The 18,398-nt window shown below is 60.9% G+C and carries 15 protein-coding genes; 9 read left to right on the top strand and 6 right to left on the bottom strand.

All coding sequences use genetic code 11. The features are described 5' to 3' along the window. Positions 1-5 precede the first annotated feature (5 nt). The 4 genes from ubiG to ACYP2Q_RS05825 all read left to right on the top strand — a co-directional run bounded on the left by ubiG (position 6) and on the right by ACYP2Q_RS05825 (position 3,515). Positions 6-704 (top strand): bifunctional 2-polyprenyl-6-hydroxyphenol methylase/3-demethylubiquinol 3-O-methyltransferase UbiG, encoded by a 699-nt coding sequence (gene ubiG, locus ACYP2Q_RS05840; RefSeq protein WP_008065228.1) that lies wholly within the window; start codon positions 6-8, stop codon positions 702-704. 4 nt (positions 705-708) lie between these two features. Then, positions 709-1,380: an N-acetylmuramic acid 6-phosphate phosphatase MupP gene (gene mupP, locus ACYP2Q_RS05835; RefSeq protein ID WP_459729642.1), complete on the top strand. Its 672-nt coding sequence runs from the start codon at positions 709-711 to the stop codon at positions 1,378-1,380. A 107-nt stretch (positions 1,381-1,487) separates the two neighbouring features. After that, positions 1,488-2,228, top strand: coding sequence for a YciK family oxidoreductase (locus ACYP2Q_RS05830; protein WP_459729641.1), 741 nt, complete (start codon positions 1,488-1,490; stop codon positions 2,226-2,228). 360 nt (positions 2,229-2,588) lie between these two features. After that, positions 2,589-3,515 (top strand): GGDEF domain-containing protein, encoded by a 927-nt coding sequence (locus ACYP2Q_RS05825; protein ID WP_459729640.1) that lies wholly within the window; start codon positions 2,589-2,591, stop codon positions 3,513-3,515. A 14-nt stretch (positions 3,516-3,529) separates the two neighbouring features. Here ACYP2Q_RS05825 and ACYP2Q_RS05820 read toward each other — a convergent pair whose 3' ends face one another. From ACYP2Q_RS05820 to ACYP2Q_RS05810, 3 genes are all read right to left on the bottom strand, one after another. Continuing rightward, positions 3,530-5,404 carry an MFS transporter gene (locus tag ACYP2Q_RS05820; protein WP_459729639.1) on the bottom strand — a complete coding sequence of 625 codons (1,875 nt, stop codon included), beginning with the start codon at positions 5,402-5,404 and terminating at the stop codon, positions 3,530-3,532. Positions 5,405-5,509: 105 nt separating this feature from the next. Beyond that, complete coding sequence (locus ACYP2Q_RS05815; protein ID WP_459729638.1) at positions 5,510-6,661, bottom strand: TDT family transporter; 1,152 nt, start codon at positions 6,659-6,661, stop codon at positions 5,510-5,512. 87 nt (positions 6,662-6,748) lie between these two features. Then, a complete protein-coding gene (locus tag ACYP2Q_RS05810) occupies positions 6,749-7,939 on the bottom strand; it encodes an MFS transporter (RefSeq protein WP_459729637.1) in 1,191 nt (396 codons plus the stop codon). 127 nt (positions 7,940-8,066) lie between these two features. Here ACYP2Q_RS05810 and ACYP2Q_RS05805 point away from each other — a divergent pair, with 127 nt between their 5' ends. Next, on the top strand, positions 8,067-8,603 hold the full coding sequence (locus ACYP2Q_RS05805; protein ID WP_459729636.1) for a TetR/AcrR family transcriptional regulator: 537 nt from the start codon (positions 8,067-8,069) through the stop codon (positions 8,601-8,603). A gap of 223 nt (positions 8,604-8,826) precedes the next feature. Further along, on the top strand, positions 8,827-12,297 hold the full coding sequence (locus ACYP2Q_RS05800; protein ID WP_459729635.1) for a hybrid sensor histidine kinase/response regulator: 3,471 nt from the start codon (positions 8,827-8,829) through the stop codon (positions 12,295-12,297). Between the two features lie 90 nt (positions 12,298-12,387). On the opposite strand, the gene ACYP2Q_RS05795 is transcribed toward ACYP2Q_RS05800, so the two are convergent. Continuing rightward, positions 12,388-13,752 carry a DNA recombination protein RmuC gene (locus ACYP2Q_RS05795; RefSeq protein ID WP_459730079.1) on the bottom strand — a complete coding sequence of 455 codons (1,365 nt, stop codon included), beginning with the start codon at positions 13,750-13,752 and terminating at the stop codon, positions 12,388-12,390. A 175-nt stretch (positions 13,753-13,927) separates the two neighbouring features. After that, positions 13,928-14,251 carry a sel1 repeat family protein gene (locus tag ACYP2Q_RS05790; RefSeq protein WP_459729634.1) on the bottom strand — a complete coding sequence of 108 codons (324 nt, stop codon included), beginning with the start codon at positions 14,249-14,251 and terminating at the stop codon, positions 13,928-13,930. A 990-nt stretch (positions 14,252-15,241) separates the two neighbouring features. Here ACYP2Q_RS05790 and ACYP2Q_RS05785 point away from each other — a divergent pair. The 3 genes from ACYP2Q_RS05785 to ACYP2Q_RS05775 all read left to right on the top strand — a co-directional run bounded on the left by ACYP2Q_RS05785 (position 15,242) and on the right by ACYP2Q_RS05775 (position 17,645). Then, positions 15,242-15,466: a hypothetical protein gene (locus ACYP2Q_RS05785; protein ID WP_007898912.1), complete on the top strand. Its 225-nt coding sequence runs from the start codon at positions 15,242-15,244 to the stop codon at positions 15,464-15,466. A 263-nt stretch (positions 15,467-15,729) separates the two neighbouring features. Further along, on the top strand, positions 15,730-16,212 hold the full coding sequence (locus ACYP2Q_RS05780; RefSeq protein ID WP_046819412.1) for a hypothetical protein: 483 nt from the start codon (positions 15,730-15,732) through the stop codon (positions 16,210-16,212). A 146-nt stretch (positions 16,213-16,358) separates the two neighbouring features. After that, a complete protein-coding gene (locus ACYP2Q_RS05775) occupies positions 16,359-17,645 on the top strand; it encodes an OmpP1/FadL family transporter (protein ID WP_459729633.1) in 1,287 nt (428 codons plus the stop codon). 146 nt (positions 17,646-17,791) lie between these two features. Here the strand turns inward: ACYP2Q_RS05775 and ACYP2Q_RS05770 are convergent, their stop codons facing one another. Continuing rightward, entirely contained in the window at positions 17,792-18,361 is a 570-nt protein-coding gene (locus tag ACYP2Q_RS05770) for a glutathione peroxidase (RefSeq protein ID WP_459729632.1), read from the bottom strand. Between the last annotated feature and the right edge of the window lie 37 nt (positions 18,362-18,398).

The following is an 18,398-nucleotide window of genomic DNA, read 5'->3' as shown; positions in this document are numbered from 1 at the left end:
AAACCATGAGCAACGTCGACTACGCCGAAATCGCCAAATTCGAAGCCCTGGCCCATCGCTGGTGGGACCGCGAGAGCGAATTCAAACCGCTGCACGACATCAACCCGCTGCGGGTCAACTGGATTGACGAGCGCGTCAACCTGGCTGGCAAGAAAGTCCTCGACGTCGGTTGCGGTGGCGGCATCCTCAGCGAAGCCATGGCCCAACGCGGCGCGACCGTGACTGGCATCGACATGGGTGAAGCGCCGCTGGCGGTGGCACAACTGCATCAGCTGGAATCGGGCGTGAACGTCGAGTACCGGCAGATCACCGCCGAAGCCCTGGCCGAGGAAATGCCGGAGCAGTTCGACGTGGTCACCTGCCTGGAAATGCTCGAACACGTTCCGGATCCGTCCTCGGTGATCCGCGCGTGCTTCCGTATGGTCAAGCCGGGCGGCCAGGTGTTCTTCTCCACCATCAACCGCAATCCGAAGGCGTACCTGTTCGCCATCGTCGGTGCCGAATACATCATGAAGTTGTTGCCGCGCGGCACCCACGACTTCAAGAAATTCATCCGCCCTTCCGAGCTCGGTGCCTGGAGCCGCATGGCTGGCCTGACCGTCAAGGACATCATCGGCCTGACGTACAACCCGTTGACCAAGCATTACAAACTGGCGTCCGACGTGGACGTCAACTACATGATCCAGACCCTGCGCGAGGAGTAAGCCGATGCGTATCAGAGCAGTTCTTTTCGACATGGACGGCACCCTGCTCGACACCGCGCCGGACTTCATTGCGATTTGCCAGGCGATGCGTGCCGACCGCGGTTTGCCGCCAATCAACGACAAGCACATCCGCGACGAGATCTCCGGCGGTGCCAAGGCGATGGTCGCCGTGACTTTCGCCATGGACCCGGAGTCGCCGGGTTTCGAGGAGTTGCGCCTGGAGTTCCTCGAGCGCTACCTGGTTGGCTGCGCGGTCCACAGCAAGCTGTTCGACGGCATGGGCGAACTGCTGGCCGACATCGAGAAGGCCAAGCTGATCTGGGGCGTGGTCACCAACAAGCCACTGCGTTTTGCCGAGCCGATCATGCAGCAGCTGGGGCTGGCCGAGCGCTCGGCGCTGCTGATCTGCCCGGATCATGTGAAGAACAGCAAGCCCGACCCGGAGCCGTTGATACTCGCCTGCAAGATGCTCGACCTCGACCCGGCCAGCGTGCTGTTCGTGGGCGATGACCTGCGCGATATCGAATCGGGGCGCGATGCCGGTACCAGGACGGCGGCCGTGACGTTCGGCTACATCCACCCGGACGACAACCCACGGCATTGGGGCGCGGACGTGGTGGTCGATCATCCGCTGGAGTTGCGCAAGGTGCTCGATAGCGCCCTTTGTGGCTGCTGAACCGCTTTTGTAGGAGCCCGGCTTGCCGGCGATGGCAATCTGAAGCCGCCATCGCCGGCAAGCCGGGCTCCTACAAGGCCCGCGTATTCTGATTGGTAGAGGTTTTTATGTTTAATTATTCCGCCCGCCCCGATCTGCTCAAGGACCGGGTCATCCTGGTGACCGGCGCTGGCCGTGGCATTGGTGCCGCTGCTGCCAAAACCTACGCCGCCCATGGCGCCACCGTCCTGCTGCTGGGCAAGACCGAAGCCAACCTGACCCAGGTCTACGACGAGATCGAAGCCGCCGGCCATCCGCAACCGGCCGTAATCCCGTTCAACCTGGAAACCGCCCTGCCCCATCAATACGATGAGCTGGCCGCGATGATCGAGAGCGAATTCGGCCACCTCGATGGCGTGCTGCACAATGCGTCGATCATCGGCCCGCGCACCCCGATCGAACAGCTGTCCGGCGAAAACTTCATGCGCGTCATGCAGGTCAACGTCAACGCCATGTTCATGCTGACCAGCACCCTGTTGCCACTGCTCAAGCTGTCCCAGGATGCCTCGGTGGTGTTCACCTCCAGCAGCGTCGGCCGCAAGGGTCGCGCGTATTGGGGCGCTTACGGCGTCTCGAAATTCGCCACCGAAGGCCTGATGCAAACCCTGGCCGACGAAGTCGACAACGTGGCACCAGTACGCTCCAACAGCATCAACCCGGGGGCCACCCGCACCAGCATGCGCGCCCAGGCGTATCCGGGTGAAAACCCGCTGAACAACCCGACACCCGAGGAGATCATGCCGGTCTACCTCTACCTGATGGGGCCGGACAGCACCGGCATCAACGGCCAGGCGTTCAACGCCCAGTAATACCGTACGTCGCATTTGTGCCGCGTCGACTTCCCGACGCGGCGTTGCCGTAACAGTGTCTTTTCAGTCAAACAACCGTCGCAGATTTTCTCTCGCCCAGTTTAGTGCTTATCAACCTATTGATTTAGAAAGGATTTCCTAAAAATTAGGGAAATGGCACGACTTTCGCTCTGAATTTGCCCCGACTAGCTGCGGAAAAGCAGAGGGGGCGATGCCAAATCGCAGATTACTAATCTGCGATAAAGCAGATTAAGCTTGTACGAAATGTCCTACGGGACTGACGGACCAGTATGACGCGCAGCCCAGCACTGCTCGCACCCAGCTTGTAAGACAGCCTTACTGCTCAAGGGCGCACGCCATATGAAACCACCTTCCCAGACCAACGCAATTGACTTCGACAGCGCCAAATTGCAACGCCTGGGTTTTGGTCAGCAGCCCCCGATTCTGGAGAGGCCCGTCAGCGTTGCGCAATTGCGCCAGCAATTGAACCTGCAACTGCAAACCAGCCTTGAGCCGCAACGCATACTCGGGCTGTTCTACCGAGAAATCCAGCGACTGGTACCGCTTGATGCCTTGAGTTACCAGCACAAGAGCAGTGACTTGCGCCTGGAATTCGGCCAGCGGGGCCACCACTCGATCAGCTACAGCCTGAGCCACGAAGGCGAGCACCTGGGCGAACTGGTCTTTCGCCGAAACCAGCGATTCAGCGAGCAAGAACAGGCCAACCTCGAGTCCCTGCTGGCCGCGCTGCTCTACCCGATGCGCAATACCCTGCTGTACCGCGCCGCCACCCAAAGCGCGTTGCGTGACCCGCTGACGGACACCGGCAATCGAATCGCCATGGACCAGACGCTGCAGCGGGAAATCGAACTGGCGCGACGGCATATGCAACCCTTGTCCCTATTGATGCTGGACATCGATCACTTCAAGCAGATCAACGACACCCATGGCCACGGCGCCGGTGATGACGTGCTCAAGGCGGTGGCCGCCTCGATCAAGAATCAATTGCGCAACGTCGACATGGTGTTTCGCTACGGTGGCGAAGAGTTCCTGATCCTGCTGTCCAACACCAGCCGGGAAGCGGCGGCCCTGGTCGGCGAACGGCTGCGATGCGCAGCGCAGACCGAGGATTATCCGGCCGATGGCTGCACGGTTGAGCTGACCGTCAGCCTTGGCTGCTCGACCCTGCTGCCCGGAGAATCCGCGGAGAGCCTGCTGCGCAGGGCCGACAGCGCATTGTATGTGGCCAAGCGCGAGGGGCGTAATCGCTTGACGATGGCGGGGTGATATCCCGGCACAACCTACCGCACCGCGCCACGCAGCTCACCCACCATGGCCTGCAGCCTGGCCGGCTGCGCCGCTTCAACGGCCACCACAGGCCCCGCCACCAACGTCACTCGCGACCACAACCGACGAAACAGCCCCTTGCCCGGATCGCGGCTGAAGAAGCTCCCCCACAAGCCCTGCAATGCCAGGGGAATGACCGGCACCGGGGTTTCCTCGAGGATGCGCGTCAGCCCGCCCTTGAACTCATTGATCTCGCCATCGGCGGTCAATTTGCCCTCGGGAAAGATGCACACCAACTCGCCGTCCTTCAGATATTGGGCGATGCGCTTGAAGGCCTTTTCGTAGATCTGGATGTCTTCCTGACGGCCCGCGATCGGAATCGTCCCGGCGGTGCGAAAGATGAAGTTCAGTACCGGCAAGTTATAGATCTTGTAATACATCACGAAGCGGATCGGCCGACGCACCGCACCGCCAATCAACAAGGCATCGACGAACGACACGTGATTGCACACCAGCAACGCCGCCCCCTCATCGGGAATCAGGTCGAGGTTGCGATGCTCCACGCGGTACATGGAATGGCTGAGCAACCAGATCATGAAACGCATGGTGAACTCGGGCACGATCCTGAAGATGTAGGCGTTGACGCCGATGTTGAGCAACGACACCACCAGGAACAACTGCGGGATCGACAGCTTGGCCATGCTCAGCAGGATGATCGAGACAATCGCCGACACCACCATGAACAGCGCGTTGAGAATGTTGTTGGCGGCAATCACCCGGGCCCGTTCGTGCTCGGCGGTGCGTGACTGGATCAGGGCGTACAGCGGCACGATGTAGAAACCACCGAAAACGCCCAGGCCGAGAATGTCGAGCAACACCAGCCAGGTATGGCCAAAACCGAGAATTTCGATCCAGCCATGGCCGTCGATGCTGTCCGGGATACCACCGGAATGCCACCACAGCAACAAGCCGAAAACAGTCAGGCCGAACGAGCCGAACGGCACCAGGCCGATTTCCACTTTGCGCCCGGAAAGCTTTTCGCAAAGCATCGAACCCACGGCGATGCCCACCGAGAACACCGTCAGGATCAAGGTCACCACGGTTTCGTCGCCGTGCATCCACTCCTTGGCATAGGCCGGGATCTGCGTCAGGTAAATCGCCCCGACAAACCAGAACCATGAGTTGCCGACAATCGAACGCGACACTGCCGGGGTCTGCCCCAGGCCCAGTTTCAGCGTGGCCCAGGACTGGCTGAAGATATTCCAGTTAAGGCGCATCTGCGGCGTGGCCGCGGCCGCCCGCGGGATACCGCGGCTGGCCAGGTAACCGAGTACGGCGATGGCGATGATCGCAGTGGACACGATCGGCGCGTAATGACTGGACGACATCATGATCCCGGCGCCGATGGTCCCGGCCAGGATCGCCAGGAAGGTGCCCATTTCCACCAGGCCGTTGCCACCCACCAGTTCGTCTTCATGCAAGGCCTGGGGCAGGATCGAGTATTTCACCGGCCCGAACAGCGCCGAGTGCGTGCCCATGGCGAACAGCGCCACCAGCATCAACGACAGGTGATCGAACAGGAAACCCGCCGCGCCCACTGCCATGATGGCGATTTCCCCGAGCTTGATCAGGCGGATCAGCGCGTCCTTGGCGAACTTCTCGCCGAACTGCCCGGCCAGCGCCGAGAACAGGAAAAACGGCAGGATGAACAGCAACGCACACAGGTTGACCCAGATCGAACGGTCGCCTTCGATCGACAGCTTGTACAGGATGGCGAGGATCAACGACTGCTTGAAGATGTTGTCATTGAACGCCCCGAGGGACTGGGTCACGAAGAACGGCAGGAACCGCCGGGTGCGCAGCAAGGTGAATTGCGAAGGGTGACTCATCGTCCATGTGTCCCTGAAGCTTGAGAGTGGGTAGCGAGTGGCGTGGATACAGTGATTGGAATGTCGCACGTCGATCCAGGCCACACATTACCTAAACTTTGCCGGTTATTTCTTCAATCCTGCAATGCACGGCGAGACAAACAGCTCGCCGCGCCAGGCACCCTGCACCGTACGCCTGGCGACGATCAGCCACATCACGATCAGCAGGCTCACCAGCACACAACCGAAAACACTGAAAAATGTCAGGTGCAGCGTGCTGGCCAGTTTCAACGTTGCCAGAGAATAGACGCCCAATGGAAAGGTGAAACCCCACCAGCCGAGATTGAAAGGAATGCCGGCGCGCAGATAACGCAGGGTGATCAGCACGGCCATCAGCATCCACCACAGGCCAAAACCCCATAACGTGATCCCGGCGACCAGGCCCAGCCCCGCCGCAATTTCACCGACGCCAGGCAAACCGTTGGCGGCGAAGATTGCCGGCGCATCGGCGCCCAGCAGCAACATGCCCAGGGCACCAGTACCAATCGGCCCGAGCGCCAGCCAGCTCGAAGCAGCCATGTTTTCGTGGGGCAGCTTATGCAGCGCCATGCGCAGCAGCAGAATGGTCAGGATGCTGAATGCCACCGGCAGGGAAAATGCCCAGAGCACGTAGCTGGTCACCAGCATCACCAGTTGCGAGTGGGCATCGACCAGATGCGGCGCCAGCAGGCCTCCGCTGGCCGCCGCCACTTCCGCCGCGACTACCGGCAATAGCCAGACGGCCGTCATCTGGTCAATGCTGTGTTCCTGGCGGGTGAACATCAGGTAGGGGATCAGTACCCCGCACGCCAGCGACATCGCCACATCCAGCCACCACAGCGTCTCGGCCAGGGCAATCACGCCGTCGCCCCAGCGCGGCAAGCCGAACACCAGGAAACCGTTGATGATGGTCGCCAGGCCCATGGGAATCGTGCCGAAAAACATCGAGACCGTGGAGTGACCGAAAATCCGCCGCGCCTCATCGAAAAACAGCGCCCAGCGCGCCGCGTACAGCAGTGAAAACAACAGGAATAGAACGATATTGAACAGCCAGAGGCCTTCGGCAACGGCGTGCAGAACGGGATTGGCGATGGGCAATTGCGCCAGGGCCAGGGCCAGCACGCCGGTGCCCATGGTGGCGGCGAACCAGTTAGGGGTGAACTGGCGAATGACCTCGCGCGGGTGCTGCAAATGGCTGAACGGTTTGATACCGGGCTTGATGGTGTTGGGGCATGTCATGGCGAACTCCTCTTCCTCTGGTGAGGTGGAGTCCATCATAGATCCGGATCGAATATCGATATAACGGGTAATATCTCTAACTGTTATCTATTTTGTAGATAAGCACTCAATTGCCGCACCTTGGCGCCGCGCCATCAGCAAGGCGCCGACGGACAGGATGATCAGCCCCGCACCATAACCATCGGCAGTCGCCACCAGGCCGAAGGTATGGGTCAGGTTCCCGGCCAGGAACGACGGCAGGCAGAACGCAAGGTAACTGAGCGCGTAATACGCCGACATCAATCCGGCCCGCTCATGGGGCAAGGCCAGCGGCACCAGACTGCGCACGGCACCGAGGAATCCGGCACCGAAGCCACAACCGGCGACGAGTGTGCCAAGGAAAAACAGGGGCAGACTGGCACTGTGTACGCCCAGCAGGATCAGCATGATGCCGATTGGCAGCAAGCCTGTGCCCAAGCGCAGCGCCTTGGCGGCGGATTGATTGCGCAAGGTGAAAATCATCAAAGCACCGGTCAAGGTCAAGGCCGCGACCGTTGCTCCGCCAATCAGGTTCGAGGTCGAACCGGTGGCCGTACGCACCAGCGACGGCGCCAGTGATGCGTAGAAACCGCCGAGGGCCCAGGTCGCCACATTGAGCGGCAACACCCGCCACAGGGTCGAGCGCGCTTGCACGGGTACATGCAGTGTCGGGCGCAACGATGCCCATGCCCCGGGCTGTGGCGATACGCTCTCTGGCAAACGCCAGACATACACGGCCTGCAACACAAACAAGGCGAGCAGCAGCCAGTAGGTCAACCGCAGGGGCGCGGGCGCGAACTCCGCCAGCAGGCCACAACCCATGCCGCCCATGGCCATGCCGAGCAAGGGCGCAACGCTATTGATCAGCGGCCCGTGCTGGCGATCGACATCCAGCAAGGTGGCGCTGAGCACGGCTGTCGCCATGCCGGTGGCGAAACCTTGCAGCACCCGGGCACCGATCAGCCAGGCGACGTTATCGGCGTAAATGAACAGCAGCATCGCCACGCTGTTGAGCACGACAGCCGTGAAAATCACCGGCTTGCGCCCCAGGTAATCCGAGAGCGAACCCACCGTAAGCAGCGCGGCCAGCAGGCTGAGGGCATACACACCAAAAATCAGGGTAAGCATGGCGGCGGAAAACTGCAGCTGCTCCTGATACAAGTGATACAAGGGCGTTGGCGCCGTGGAAGCCGCCAGGAAACCGAGCAAGGTGATGGCCAGGAACCACAGGCTTGCACGGTTTGAATGAGAACGCGACATGAGCAATACTCCGCAAAAGCTAATTTTTTGCTTTTGCGGAGTGTGCTACTGGTTTGCGCTTAAAGCAAATTCTTTGTGTTAAGGTCCGATGCATGGCCCTGGGGCTCCGCGAAACAGGAAACATGCGATGACAGCGCCCACTTTACGTCCCGGCGGCCGCAGCGCCCGGGTCCAGGAATCGATCCACACCGCCGTGCGCGAACTGCTCGAAGAGCAGGACCGCGCCAACGTCACCGTGCCGCAGATTGCCGCGCGCGCGGGCGTCACGCCCTCGACCATCTATCGGCGCTGGGGCGATTTGTCGGCGCTGCTGGCAGACGTCGCCCTGGCCCGCCTGCAGCCGGAAACCGAGGCAGCGAATACCGGCAGCCTGGCGGGCGATGTGCGAGCCTGGGCAGATCAATACCTGGACGAGATGAGTTCCGCTCCCGGGCGCAACATGCTGCGCGATGTGCAAGCGAGCCTGAAACCGAGCTATTGCGCGACCATCATTGGTGGGCAACTTCAGGTGATTCTGGATCGCTACCCGGACGAGCCGAAGCCCGGTGTCGATCGGCTGATCAATATGGTCGCGGCGCCTATCGTGTTTCGCATCCTGTTTTCCGAGGCGCCGCTGGAGGGTGACGAGCTGCATCGGTTGATCGAGATTGCGTTGGGTCAATAAAGCCGCCTTCGCGAGCAAGCTCGCTCCTACAAGGGATCGCGGCCCCCTGTAGGAGCGAGCTTGCTCGCGAAGAGGCCCGGTCAGACACCCGAGATCCAAGGCCTTTATCCCTGCGACACCCCGCCACTCCACGACCTTGGTCGACACTGACTAACACCGGCCATCGTGCGAGACTGTCTGTCCGGGCGGGAGGCCCGGGTGTCTTTGGTTGTCTGGAGTTCCCATGTCGCTGTCCAGCGGGCTGATCGCTATCGTCGCCCTGGCCTATATGGCCATCATGTTCGCCATCGCCTTCTACGGTGACCGTCGCAGCGCGCCCTTGCCGCCGCGGGTGCGAGCCTGGGTGTACAGCCTGTCGCTGGCGGTCTACTGCACCAGCTGGACATTCTTCGGTGCGGTGGGTCAGGCCGCCGAACAGCTCTGGTCCTTTCTCCCAATCTACCTCGGGCCGATCCTGTTGTTGATCGGCGCGCCGTGGGTCCTGCAGAAAATGGTGATGATCAGCAAGCAGGAGAACATCACCTCGATTGCCGACTTCATTGCCGCGCGCTATGGCAAATCGCAATCCCTGGCGGTGGTAGTGGCACTGATCTGCCTGGTCGGCGTGCTGCCCTACATTGCGCTGCAGCTCAAGGGCATCGTGCTCGGGGTGAACCTGCTGATCGGTGCTGGCGCCGATGCCATGGGGGTTCGTGCGCAGGACACCGCGCTGGTGGTGTCCCTGGTCCTGGCGCTATTCACCATTGTCTTCGGCACGCGCAACCTCGACGCCACGGAACACCACCGCGGCATGGTGCTGGCGATTGCGTTCGAGTCGCTGGTCAAGCTGTTCGCTTTCCTCGCGGTCGGCGCCTACGTGACCTTCGGCCTGTACGACGGCTTCGACGACCTGTTCGACCAGGCCATGCTCGCCCCGCGCCTGGAAGAATACTGGAAGGAAACGATCAACTGGCCATCCATGGTGGTACAGACCGGCGTGGCCATGATGGCGATCATCTGCCTGCCGCGGCAGTTCCATGTGACCGTGGTCGAGAACATCGACCCGCAGGATCTGCGCCTGGCCAAATGGGTGTTCCCGGCCTACCTGGCCCTGGCGGCCTTGTTCGTGGTGCCGATCGCACTGGCGGGCCAGATGATGCTGCCCAGTTCGGTGCTGCCGGACTCCTTCGTCATCAGCCTGCCGCTGGCCCAGGCTCACCCTGCCCTGGCGCTACTGGCTTTCATCGGCGGCGCATCGGCGGCCACCGGCATGGTGATCGTGGCCAGCGTGGCGCTGTCGACCATGGTCTCCAACGACATGCTGCTGCCCTGGCTGCTGCGCCGCAACAACGCCGAGCGCCCGTTCGAGGTGTTCCGCCAGTGGATGCTGTCGGTGCGCCGGGTCAGCATCGTGGTCATCCTGCTGCTGGCCTACGTCAGTTATCGCCTGCTGGGATCGACCGCCAGCCTGGCGACCATCGGCCAGATCGCCTTCGCCGCCGTGACGCAACTGGCACCGGCGATGCTCGGCGCGCTGTACTGGAAACAGGCCAACCGCCGCGGCGTGTTCGCTGGCCTCGCCGCCGGTACGTTCCTGTGGTTCTACACGCTGATCCTGCCGATCGCCGCCCACAGCCTCGGCTTGTCCCTGAGCAGTTTCCCGGGCCTGGCCTGGTTGCACAGCAACCCGCTGAACCTGCCGATCACCCCGCTGACCCAGGGCGTGGTGCTGTCCCTGGCCGGTAACTTCACGCTGTTCGCCTGGGTCTCGGTGTTGTCTCGCACCCGCGTGTCGGAACACTGGCAGGCAGGCCGCTTCATCGGCCAGGAAATCAGCGCCCGGCCCAGCGCCCGCTCGATGCTCGCGGTACAGATCGACGATCTGCTGCAACTGGCCGCACGCTTCGTCGGTGAAGAACGCGCCCGGCAGAGCTTCATTCGCTTCGCCTACCGCCAGGGCAAAGGCTTCAATCCAAACCAGAATGCCGACGGTGAATGGATCGCTCACACAGAACGCTTGCTCGCCGGTGTGCTGGGGGCTTCATCGACTCGCGCCGTGGTAAAGGCCGCCATTGAAGGCCGGGAAATGCAGCTTGAGGACGTGGTACGCATCGCCGACGAAGCCTCGGAAGTCCTGCAGTTCAACCGCGCGCTGCTGCAAGGGGCGATCGAGAACATCACCCAGGGCATCAGCGTGGTCGACCAGTCACTGAAGCTGGTGGCCTGGAACCGGCGCTACCTGGAACTGTTCAACTACCCGGACGGCCTGATCAGCGTCGGCCGGCCGATTGCCGACATCATCCGCTACAACGCCGAGCGCGGTTTGTGCGGCCCCGGTGAAGCGGAAGTGCACGTCGCCCGCCGCCTGCACTGGATGCGCCAGGGCCGTGCCCACACCTCCGAACGCCTGTTCCCCAACGGCCGGGTGATCGAGTTGATCGGCAACCCGATGCCCGGTGGCGGCTTCGTCATGAGTTTCACCGATATCACCGCGTTCCGCGAAGCCGAGCAGGCGCTGACCGAGGCCAACGAGGGCCTGGAGCAGCGCGTTACCGAGCGCACCCACGAGCTTTCGCAACTCAATGTGGCCCTGACCGAGGCCAAGGGCACCGCCGAGGCCGCGAACCAGTCGAAAACCCGGTTCCTCGCGGCGGTCAGCCATGACCTCATGCAACCGTTGAACGCCGCGCGCCTGTTCTCCGCCGCCCTCTCCCACCAGGACGACGGCTTGTCCACCGAGGCGCAAAAACTGGTCCAGCACCTGGACAGCTCGCTGCGTTCGGCCGAAGACCTGATCAGCGATTTGCTGGATATTTCCCGCCTGGAAAACGGCAAGATCAATCCGGATGTCAAGCCGTTCGCGGTCAATGAGTTGTTCGCCACCTTGGGCGCCGAGTTCAAGGCGCTGGCGCAGGACCAGGGGCTGGAGTTTCGCGTCAGGAGCAGCACGTTGCGCATCGACAGCGACATCAAGCTGTTGCGACGCATCCTGCAGAACTTCCTGACCAACGCTTTCCGCTATGCCAAAGGGGCGATTCTGCTGGGCGTGCGCCGTCGCCAGGGTGAATTGTGCCTGGAAGTCTGGGACCGAGGGCCCGGCATTCCAGAGGACAAGCAGCAAGTGATCTTCGAAGAATTCAAACGCCTCGACAGCCATCAGACCCGCGCCGAGAAAGGCCTTGGGCTGGGGCTGGCGATCGCCGACGGCTTGTGTCGCGTGCTGGGGCACAAGTTGCGGGTGCGGTCGTGGCCGGGGCGCGGCAGCGTGTTCAGCGTCAGCGTGCCCCTGGCCCGCGCACAGGCCGCGCTGCCGGCCAAGGCGGCGCAACTCAATGGCAAGTTGCCCAGCGGCGCCCAAGTGCTGTGCATCGACAATGAAGACAGCATTCTGATCGGCATGAACAGCCTGCTCACCCGCTGGGGGTGCCAGGTCTGGACCGCGCGTAACCGCCAAGAGTGCATGGCCCTGCTCGACGATGGCTTGCGCCCGCAACTGGCGCTGGTGGATTACCACCTGGACGATGGCGAAACCGGCACCGAGTTGATGGCCTGGCTGCGCACCCGACTGGGCGAGCCGGTGCCCGGCGTGGTGATCAGCGCCGACGGACGACCCGAGACGATGGCCCAGGTGCACGCGGCGGGGCTCGACTACCTGGCCAAGCCGGTGAAACCGGCAGCGTTGCGGGCGTTATTGAGTCGGCATTTGCCGTTGTAGGAGCGAGCTTGCTCGCGATGAACCTGAGAGCACCACGGGGTGTCAGGCAACAAGCGTCATCGTTCACGTCCATCGCGAGCAAGCTCGCTCCTACTCTGGTAACTCGACCAACCCGTCCACATCGGTCATCGCCCGTTCCAGCAAATCCGCCGGCAAACTCTTGCTCGCCCGCGCGCCCAGCAACTTGAGCTGTTCGCTGCGGCTGACCAGGTTGCCGCGTCCTTCTGTCAGCTTGTTGCGCGCCGAGCTGTAGGCCTTATCCAGTTGCTGCAAGCGGTTGCCGACTTCGTCCAGATCCTGGATGAACAGCACGAACTTGTCGTACAGCCACCCGGCCCGCTCGGCGATTTCCCGGGCGTTCTGGCTTTGCCGCTCCTGCTTCCACAGGCTGTCGATGACCCGCAGGGTCGCCAGCAGAGTGGTCGGGCTGACGATCACGATGTTGCGGTCGAAGGCTTCCTGGAACAGCGTCGGCTCAGCCTGCAACGCAGCGGAAAACGCCGCTTCGATCGGCACGAACAGCAGGACGAAATCCAGGCTGTGCAAACCGTCGAGGCGCTTGTAGTCCTTGCCGGCCAGGCCTTTGACGTGATTGCGCAACGACAGTACGTGCTGCTTGATGGCGATCTGGCCGATGGCTTCGTCTTCGGCCGCCACGTACTGCTGATAGGCCGTCAGGCTGACTTTGGAGTCGACCACCACCTGCTTGTCGCCCGGCAGGTAGATGATCACGTCCGGCTGGAAACGCTCGCCATCCGGGCCCTTGAGATTGACCTGGGTCTGGTACTCGCGCCCCTTCTCGAGCCCCGCATGCTCAAGCACGCGCTCCAGGATCAACTCGCCCCAATTGCCTTGGGTTTTCTGTCCTTTCAGGGCGCGGGTCAGGTTGGTGGCTTCGTCGCTCAGGCGCAGATTGAGCTGTTGCAGGCGCTCCAGCTCCTTGGCCAGGGAGAAGCGCTCCCGGGCTTCGGCCTGATAACTTTCCTCGACGCGCTTTTCAAAAGACTGGATGCGCTCCTTCAACGGATCGAGCAATTGCCCCAGGCGTTGTTGGCTGGTCTCGGCAAACCGCTGCTCGCGCTCATCGAAGATTTTCCCCGCCAGCTCGGCGAACTGCGCACGCAGCTCGTCTCGCGAGCCCTGCAGGTCGTTGAGGCGCTGCTGATGGCTTTCCTGCTGCTCACGCAGCTCGGCCTTGAGTGACGCGGCCTGGGCGTCGAGGCGGCGCAATTCGACGTCTTTGCCGGCGCGTTCGATGTTCCAGGCATGGGCCGCATCGCGGGCATCGTCGCGCTCGATTTGCAGCAGCTCGACTTCACGTCGCACGGCGGCCAGGTCCGCCTGTTTGGCGGCGTTGGCTTGACCCAGATCGGCGATTTCATCGCGACAGGCCTCGAGCTGCGCATTCAAGCCATCCTGCGCCAGATGCGCCGTGGCCAGGCGCTCTTCCAGCAACGTCGCCTGGGCCTGGGCGGTGCTCGCCCGGCGTTGCAGTTGCCAGGCCAACACCAGCAACGGCAACGCCGCACCCGCCAGCCCCAGCAATGCGCTGGTCAAGTCCATAGCCATAGCCACTCCTGCCATTGAAATAAAGCTTGAAGGTTAACCAAGGCGTCAGGTCTTGGACAGCTCAGTCTTCGATCAGGCCCAGTTCCTGTTGCGCGCGCAAGTCCCCTGCCCGCGCGGCCTGACGCAAGAGATCCTGGCCAATGCGGCGATCCCGGGCATTGCCGCATTCTCGGCACATCAACTGGCCCAGACGGCTCTGTGCCGCGACGATGCCTTCACGGGCCGGTTGCTTGAGCAAACGTCCGGCGATGTGCTTGACGTTCGGGTTTTCGCCCAGGCGCGGGCTGTCCAGCAGCCACTCGGCCACCCGCATCGAAAAGCGCTTGGGCGAGGCAACCTTGGACGAATTGTCGGATGAGCAAGGAGGTGGTGTACGAAACTTCATAAAGCACTGTGGGCAGATCGGAAGGCGCGCCACTCTACTCTCTTTTTCTTACAGGTAAAGCCGAAAAAAACCCGGCACGCCCGTCCTAGAGCAAGCGCTCGGGACAATCCACAGAAGCTGTGGATAACTCAGTGGACAACCGCCATTGAACTCGCGCAAAGGCTTGTGGAACGGGGCCTGCAGTCAAACTGACGATTTTTTCACCAGTTAAAAAAAGCGATGTTTTTCATTGACTTAAATTTTGGTTACAGGCACCCACTGCGTTTGAAGGCTGCATGACAGCGCGGTGACAGTCTGCGCAACTAATGTGCACAACTACCTTTGCGACGGTTATATCGCTGTGCTTTTTCGGCGCATTTTTCTTCGATTGCCGGGGATAACCCCCGCTAAACCCGTGTCCCAGGCTGCTTGCGCCGGGCTGAATGATGATGACCATCGGTCGGATTCCGGGCGATTACGGGGCAGCTCCCAGGCATCGCCAAGTTGCCGGCGGACGACGAAGCCAAGCGAGCATTGCAAGTTTTTTTGGCTGTACACTTCCCTTAACCAGTTCAATCCGTTAGTATCCGCGGCGTTAGTACCAAGCTGAAAGTCAATTCTGGTCGAACAAATCCCCCCGGGACAGCCTTCCAACAGGAAGCCCTCACCGAAAAAGCGGGATCGGCCACCTCGATGGTTTCCAGGTAAATCTTGCGCCAACACAGCCTTTGAATCGAACGCAAAGGGTGTTGCCAGGCTCATTTACTCTGACCGAACCAGCCTGCAAATTGATCAGGATCTTCACCCCGGGCCCAGAACCTTTGCCCTCGATGTGTTGCCTGCCCTCCTAAGTACCTACCTGCCAGCCCAAGCGCGCCAATTATCAGCGCTTCAAACTGGCTGCTTTGTTCCAGTCGGGTTCTTCGTTCGACCAACGGTGGTCGTCGTCACTGGAACGTTTTAATTTTGCACGGCTCTTATCCGTGTCGCTTGTAGGAACACCCAATGACTATGTCTACTCAAATCCACACTCAGGATGCTATCCGCACCCTCACCAATGCCTTTGCACCGATGAACTGCCTGATCATGGCCGCTCGCAAAGGCTGTTTCAGCTTCACCCTGGTCAACGAACACGGCATCGCCCGTCACAGCGAACGCCTGTACCCCGATCAGTACTCCAGCGCCGAGCCGCTGCAGGCGGTGATCGAGCGTACGCGCCAGGCCCTGGTGGCCTGAAACGCCAGCTCGGCTGAAACACCAGAAGCCCCGCCCCGAAAAGCGGGGCTTTTTGTTGCCCGACGTTTCACGATGACTAAGTACGGATAGATATAAGGTTTATAACTCGCAGGCGGAAATATTTTAAAAACAGTCCTTTACGCGGTGAATATGACACTAGACTTCAACTCAAGCGGCCGTGAACCGCTTCCGACGAGCCTGAGTCGATTCACCGCTGCCAAAGCCGTTCAGGTTCGTCGCCAAATTGATGTATCGAGGGTTTTATGGGTATCGCTGCCAGCGAACTGTGCCGTTATGTGATCCGTCCGACCTTGATCTACCTTGGACGCCATAGCGCAACCGCCGAATCCCTGCTGCTAGGCATCGCCGCCAGCCAGTCAGCCCTTGGTTCCGCCCTGCATGACCGCCGTGGACACGGCCTGTACCGAATCGCCGAACCCCGCCACCAGGCGCTTTGGGATCACTACCTGGCACTCGACCCGGAACGCGCGAGCCTGGTTCGGGGCCTGGCCAGCCAGCATGCATTCCTCAGTGGCCCGCACCTGGAATTGACCGTCAACCTGCGTTACGCCACTGCCATCGCCTGGCTGCTGGTCGAAGAACAGAACACCCCCCTCCCCGAAGCAGACGACCTGCTGGGCATGGCCCGAATCTGGCGCCAGACCTTCCAGCCCCAGGGACGCCTGCGAGACTTCACCTGCGCCTGGCAAACCTGTGTATCACCGCTGAATCAGGTCGCCTGCTGAACCCTCTGGATCCAATGATCGCTCAACTTGCAGCGAATCTGGTCGGATTGTCCTACAAAACCGCTCTAAATCAAGCATTACAGCCTATGGCGCTGGGACGAAAATGTTGGTAATTTTCGCCCCGGTGATCACCAGGAGTTCTAATAATGAAAAAAGTAATGCTCAAAACCACCATTAGCCTCGCCGTTGCCATGGCATCCACCCAAATCTTCGCCAGTGGCTTTGCCCTCAACGAACAAAGCATCAGCGGGATGGGGACAGGTTTTGCCGGGCGATCTTCTTCTGCCGACGACGCATCCACCGTATACGGTAACCCTGCCGGTATGTCTCGCCTCAAAGGCCAGCAAATCACTGGCGGTATCGCAGCGATCGATGCCTCGAGCGATATCAGCGATACCAGCGGCCGTTCAACCGGTTCCAACAAAGGCGATATGGTTCCGTTCACTTCAGTACCGATGGGTTTCTACACAAATAAACTCAACGATGAATGGTCTGTTGGTTTTGGTGTCTACGCTCCGTTCGGGCTGATCACCGACTACGAAAGTGGCTATCAGGGTCGCGCATTCGGCAGCAAGAGCGAAGTTAAAGTCATCTCGCTGCAGCCAACTGTCAGCTACGCCTTCAACGACAAGGTATCGATCGGTTTTGGCCCTACCATCAACCGTATTTCCGGCACCCTGGAATCGGACATTGCGCTCCCTGTCCGCGGGACTGGCGACAACAATATCCAGATCAAGGGCGACGATACGGCTTGGGGCTTTACCGCCGGCGTCCTGGTGCAAGCCACCGACACCACCCGCGTGGGCCTGACCTATCACTCGAAAGTGAACTACAAGCTCGACGGCCACACCGAAGTGACTGCCGGCAGCAATGTGCCGCCTCAGCTACTCAAATCCAACCGTTACGATGCGTCGTTGAAGATCGAAACACCTGAGTCCTATGACCTTTCCGTGACTCAGGATATCAACGATGCCTGGAAGCTCTATGCCGGCGCGACCTGGACTCGCTGGAGCCGCCTGAAAGACATCACGGTCAACAACGAAGGCGTAAGCGCACTCAGCGGTGGCGCACTGGCCCCACAAATCGTTGGCACCATCAAGGAAGACCAGAACTGGCATGACACCTGGGCCTACGCCGTGGGTACTTCCTACCAGCTGAACAAGCAGTGGGTACTGCGTACCGGTCTCACCTTTGACCAGTCGCCTACCAACAACACTGATCGTTCGCCACGCATTCCTACCGGCGACCGGACAATCTTCAGTGTCGGTGCGGGCTTCAACCCAACCGACGACTGGACCATCGATGTGGCTTACTCCTACCTCAAGGAAGAATCTGTCACTGTCGCTCGACAAAACGGTCTGGGTCAGTCCTACAACGCCAAGTACGAAAACAGTGCGAACGGTTTCGGCGTTGGTGCCACTTACCGCTTCTGATGATTTGCGGGGAGCCTGAACCCCTCGCCGACCGAATCAAAAAAGCCCCGCTCTCTGGCACAGAGGCGGGGCTTTTTCATTTCAACCCGATAACGCAATACCCGGAGCTGCCGCAGGGTTGCGTCATGTTCGGTAATGAGCGTCGATCAGGGCGTGGCAGCCAACGGCGGCGAAGCCAGCGCTTTCTCCACCGCCGCAATGAAGTCCGGATCATCCGGCTTGGTCAGGCTGGAGAAACTGGCGATCAGCTTGCCCTGGCGATCGACCACGTACTTGTAGAAGTTCCACTTCGGCGCGCTGTCGGCCTGTTTGGCGAGCTCCTTGAACAGAGGCGTTGCATCGTCGCCACGGACTTTCTGCGGCTCGGTCATGGTGAAGGTCACGCCATAGTTCACATAACAGACCTTGGCCGTCTCGGCGCCATCCTTGGACTCCTGCTTGAAGTCATTGGACGGGACACCGATCACCTCCAGGCCCTGCGCCTTGTATCGCTGATTGAGCGCCTCAAGGCTTTTGAACTGTGGGGCAAACCCACAGAAGCTTGCGGTATTGACCACCACCAGCGGCTTGCCGGCGAAGCGCTGGCACAGATCGATGGATTCGTTGGCGCGCAACTTGGGCAACGAACCTTGCAGCAACGCCGGGCAATCGTCTGCCTGGGCCAATCCGGCAAAGACTACCAGTAACGCAGGAACCGCCAGCCAGCGCATCAGCATATCGGTACTTCCTTTGTAGGAGCGAGCTTGCTCGCGA

The sequence above is a fragment of the Pseudomonas sp. MHK4 genome (assembly GCF_054600775.1).
Note: the sequence above shows the minus strand (reverse complement) of the source record. Positions and strands in the feature narration are given on the sequence as shown.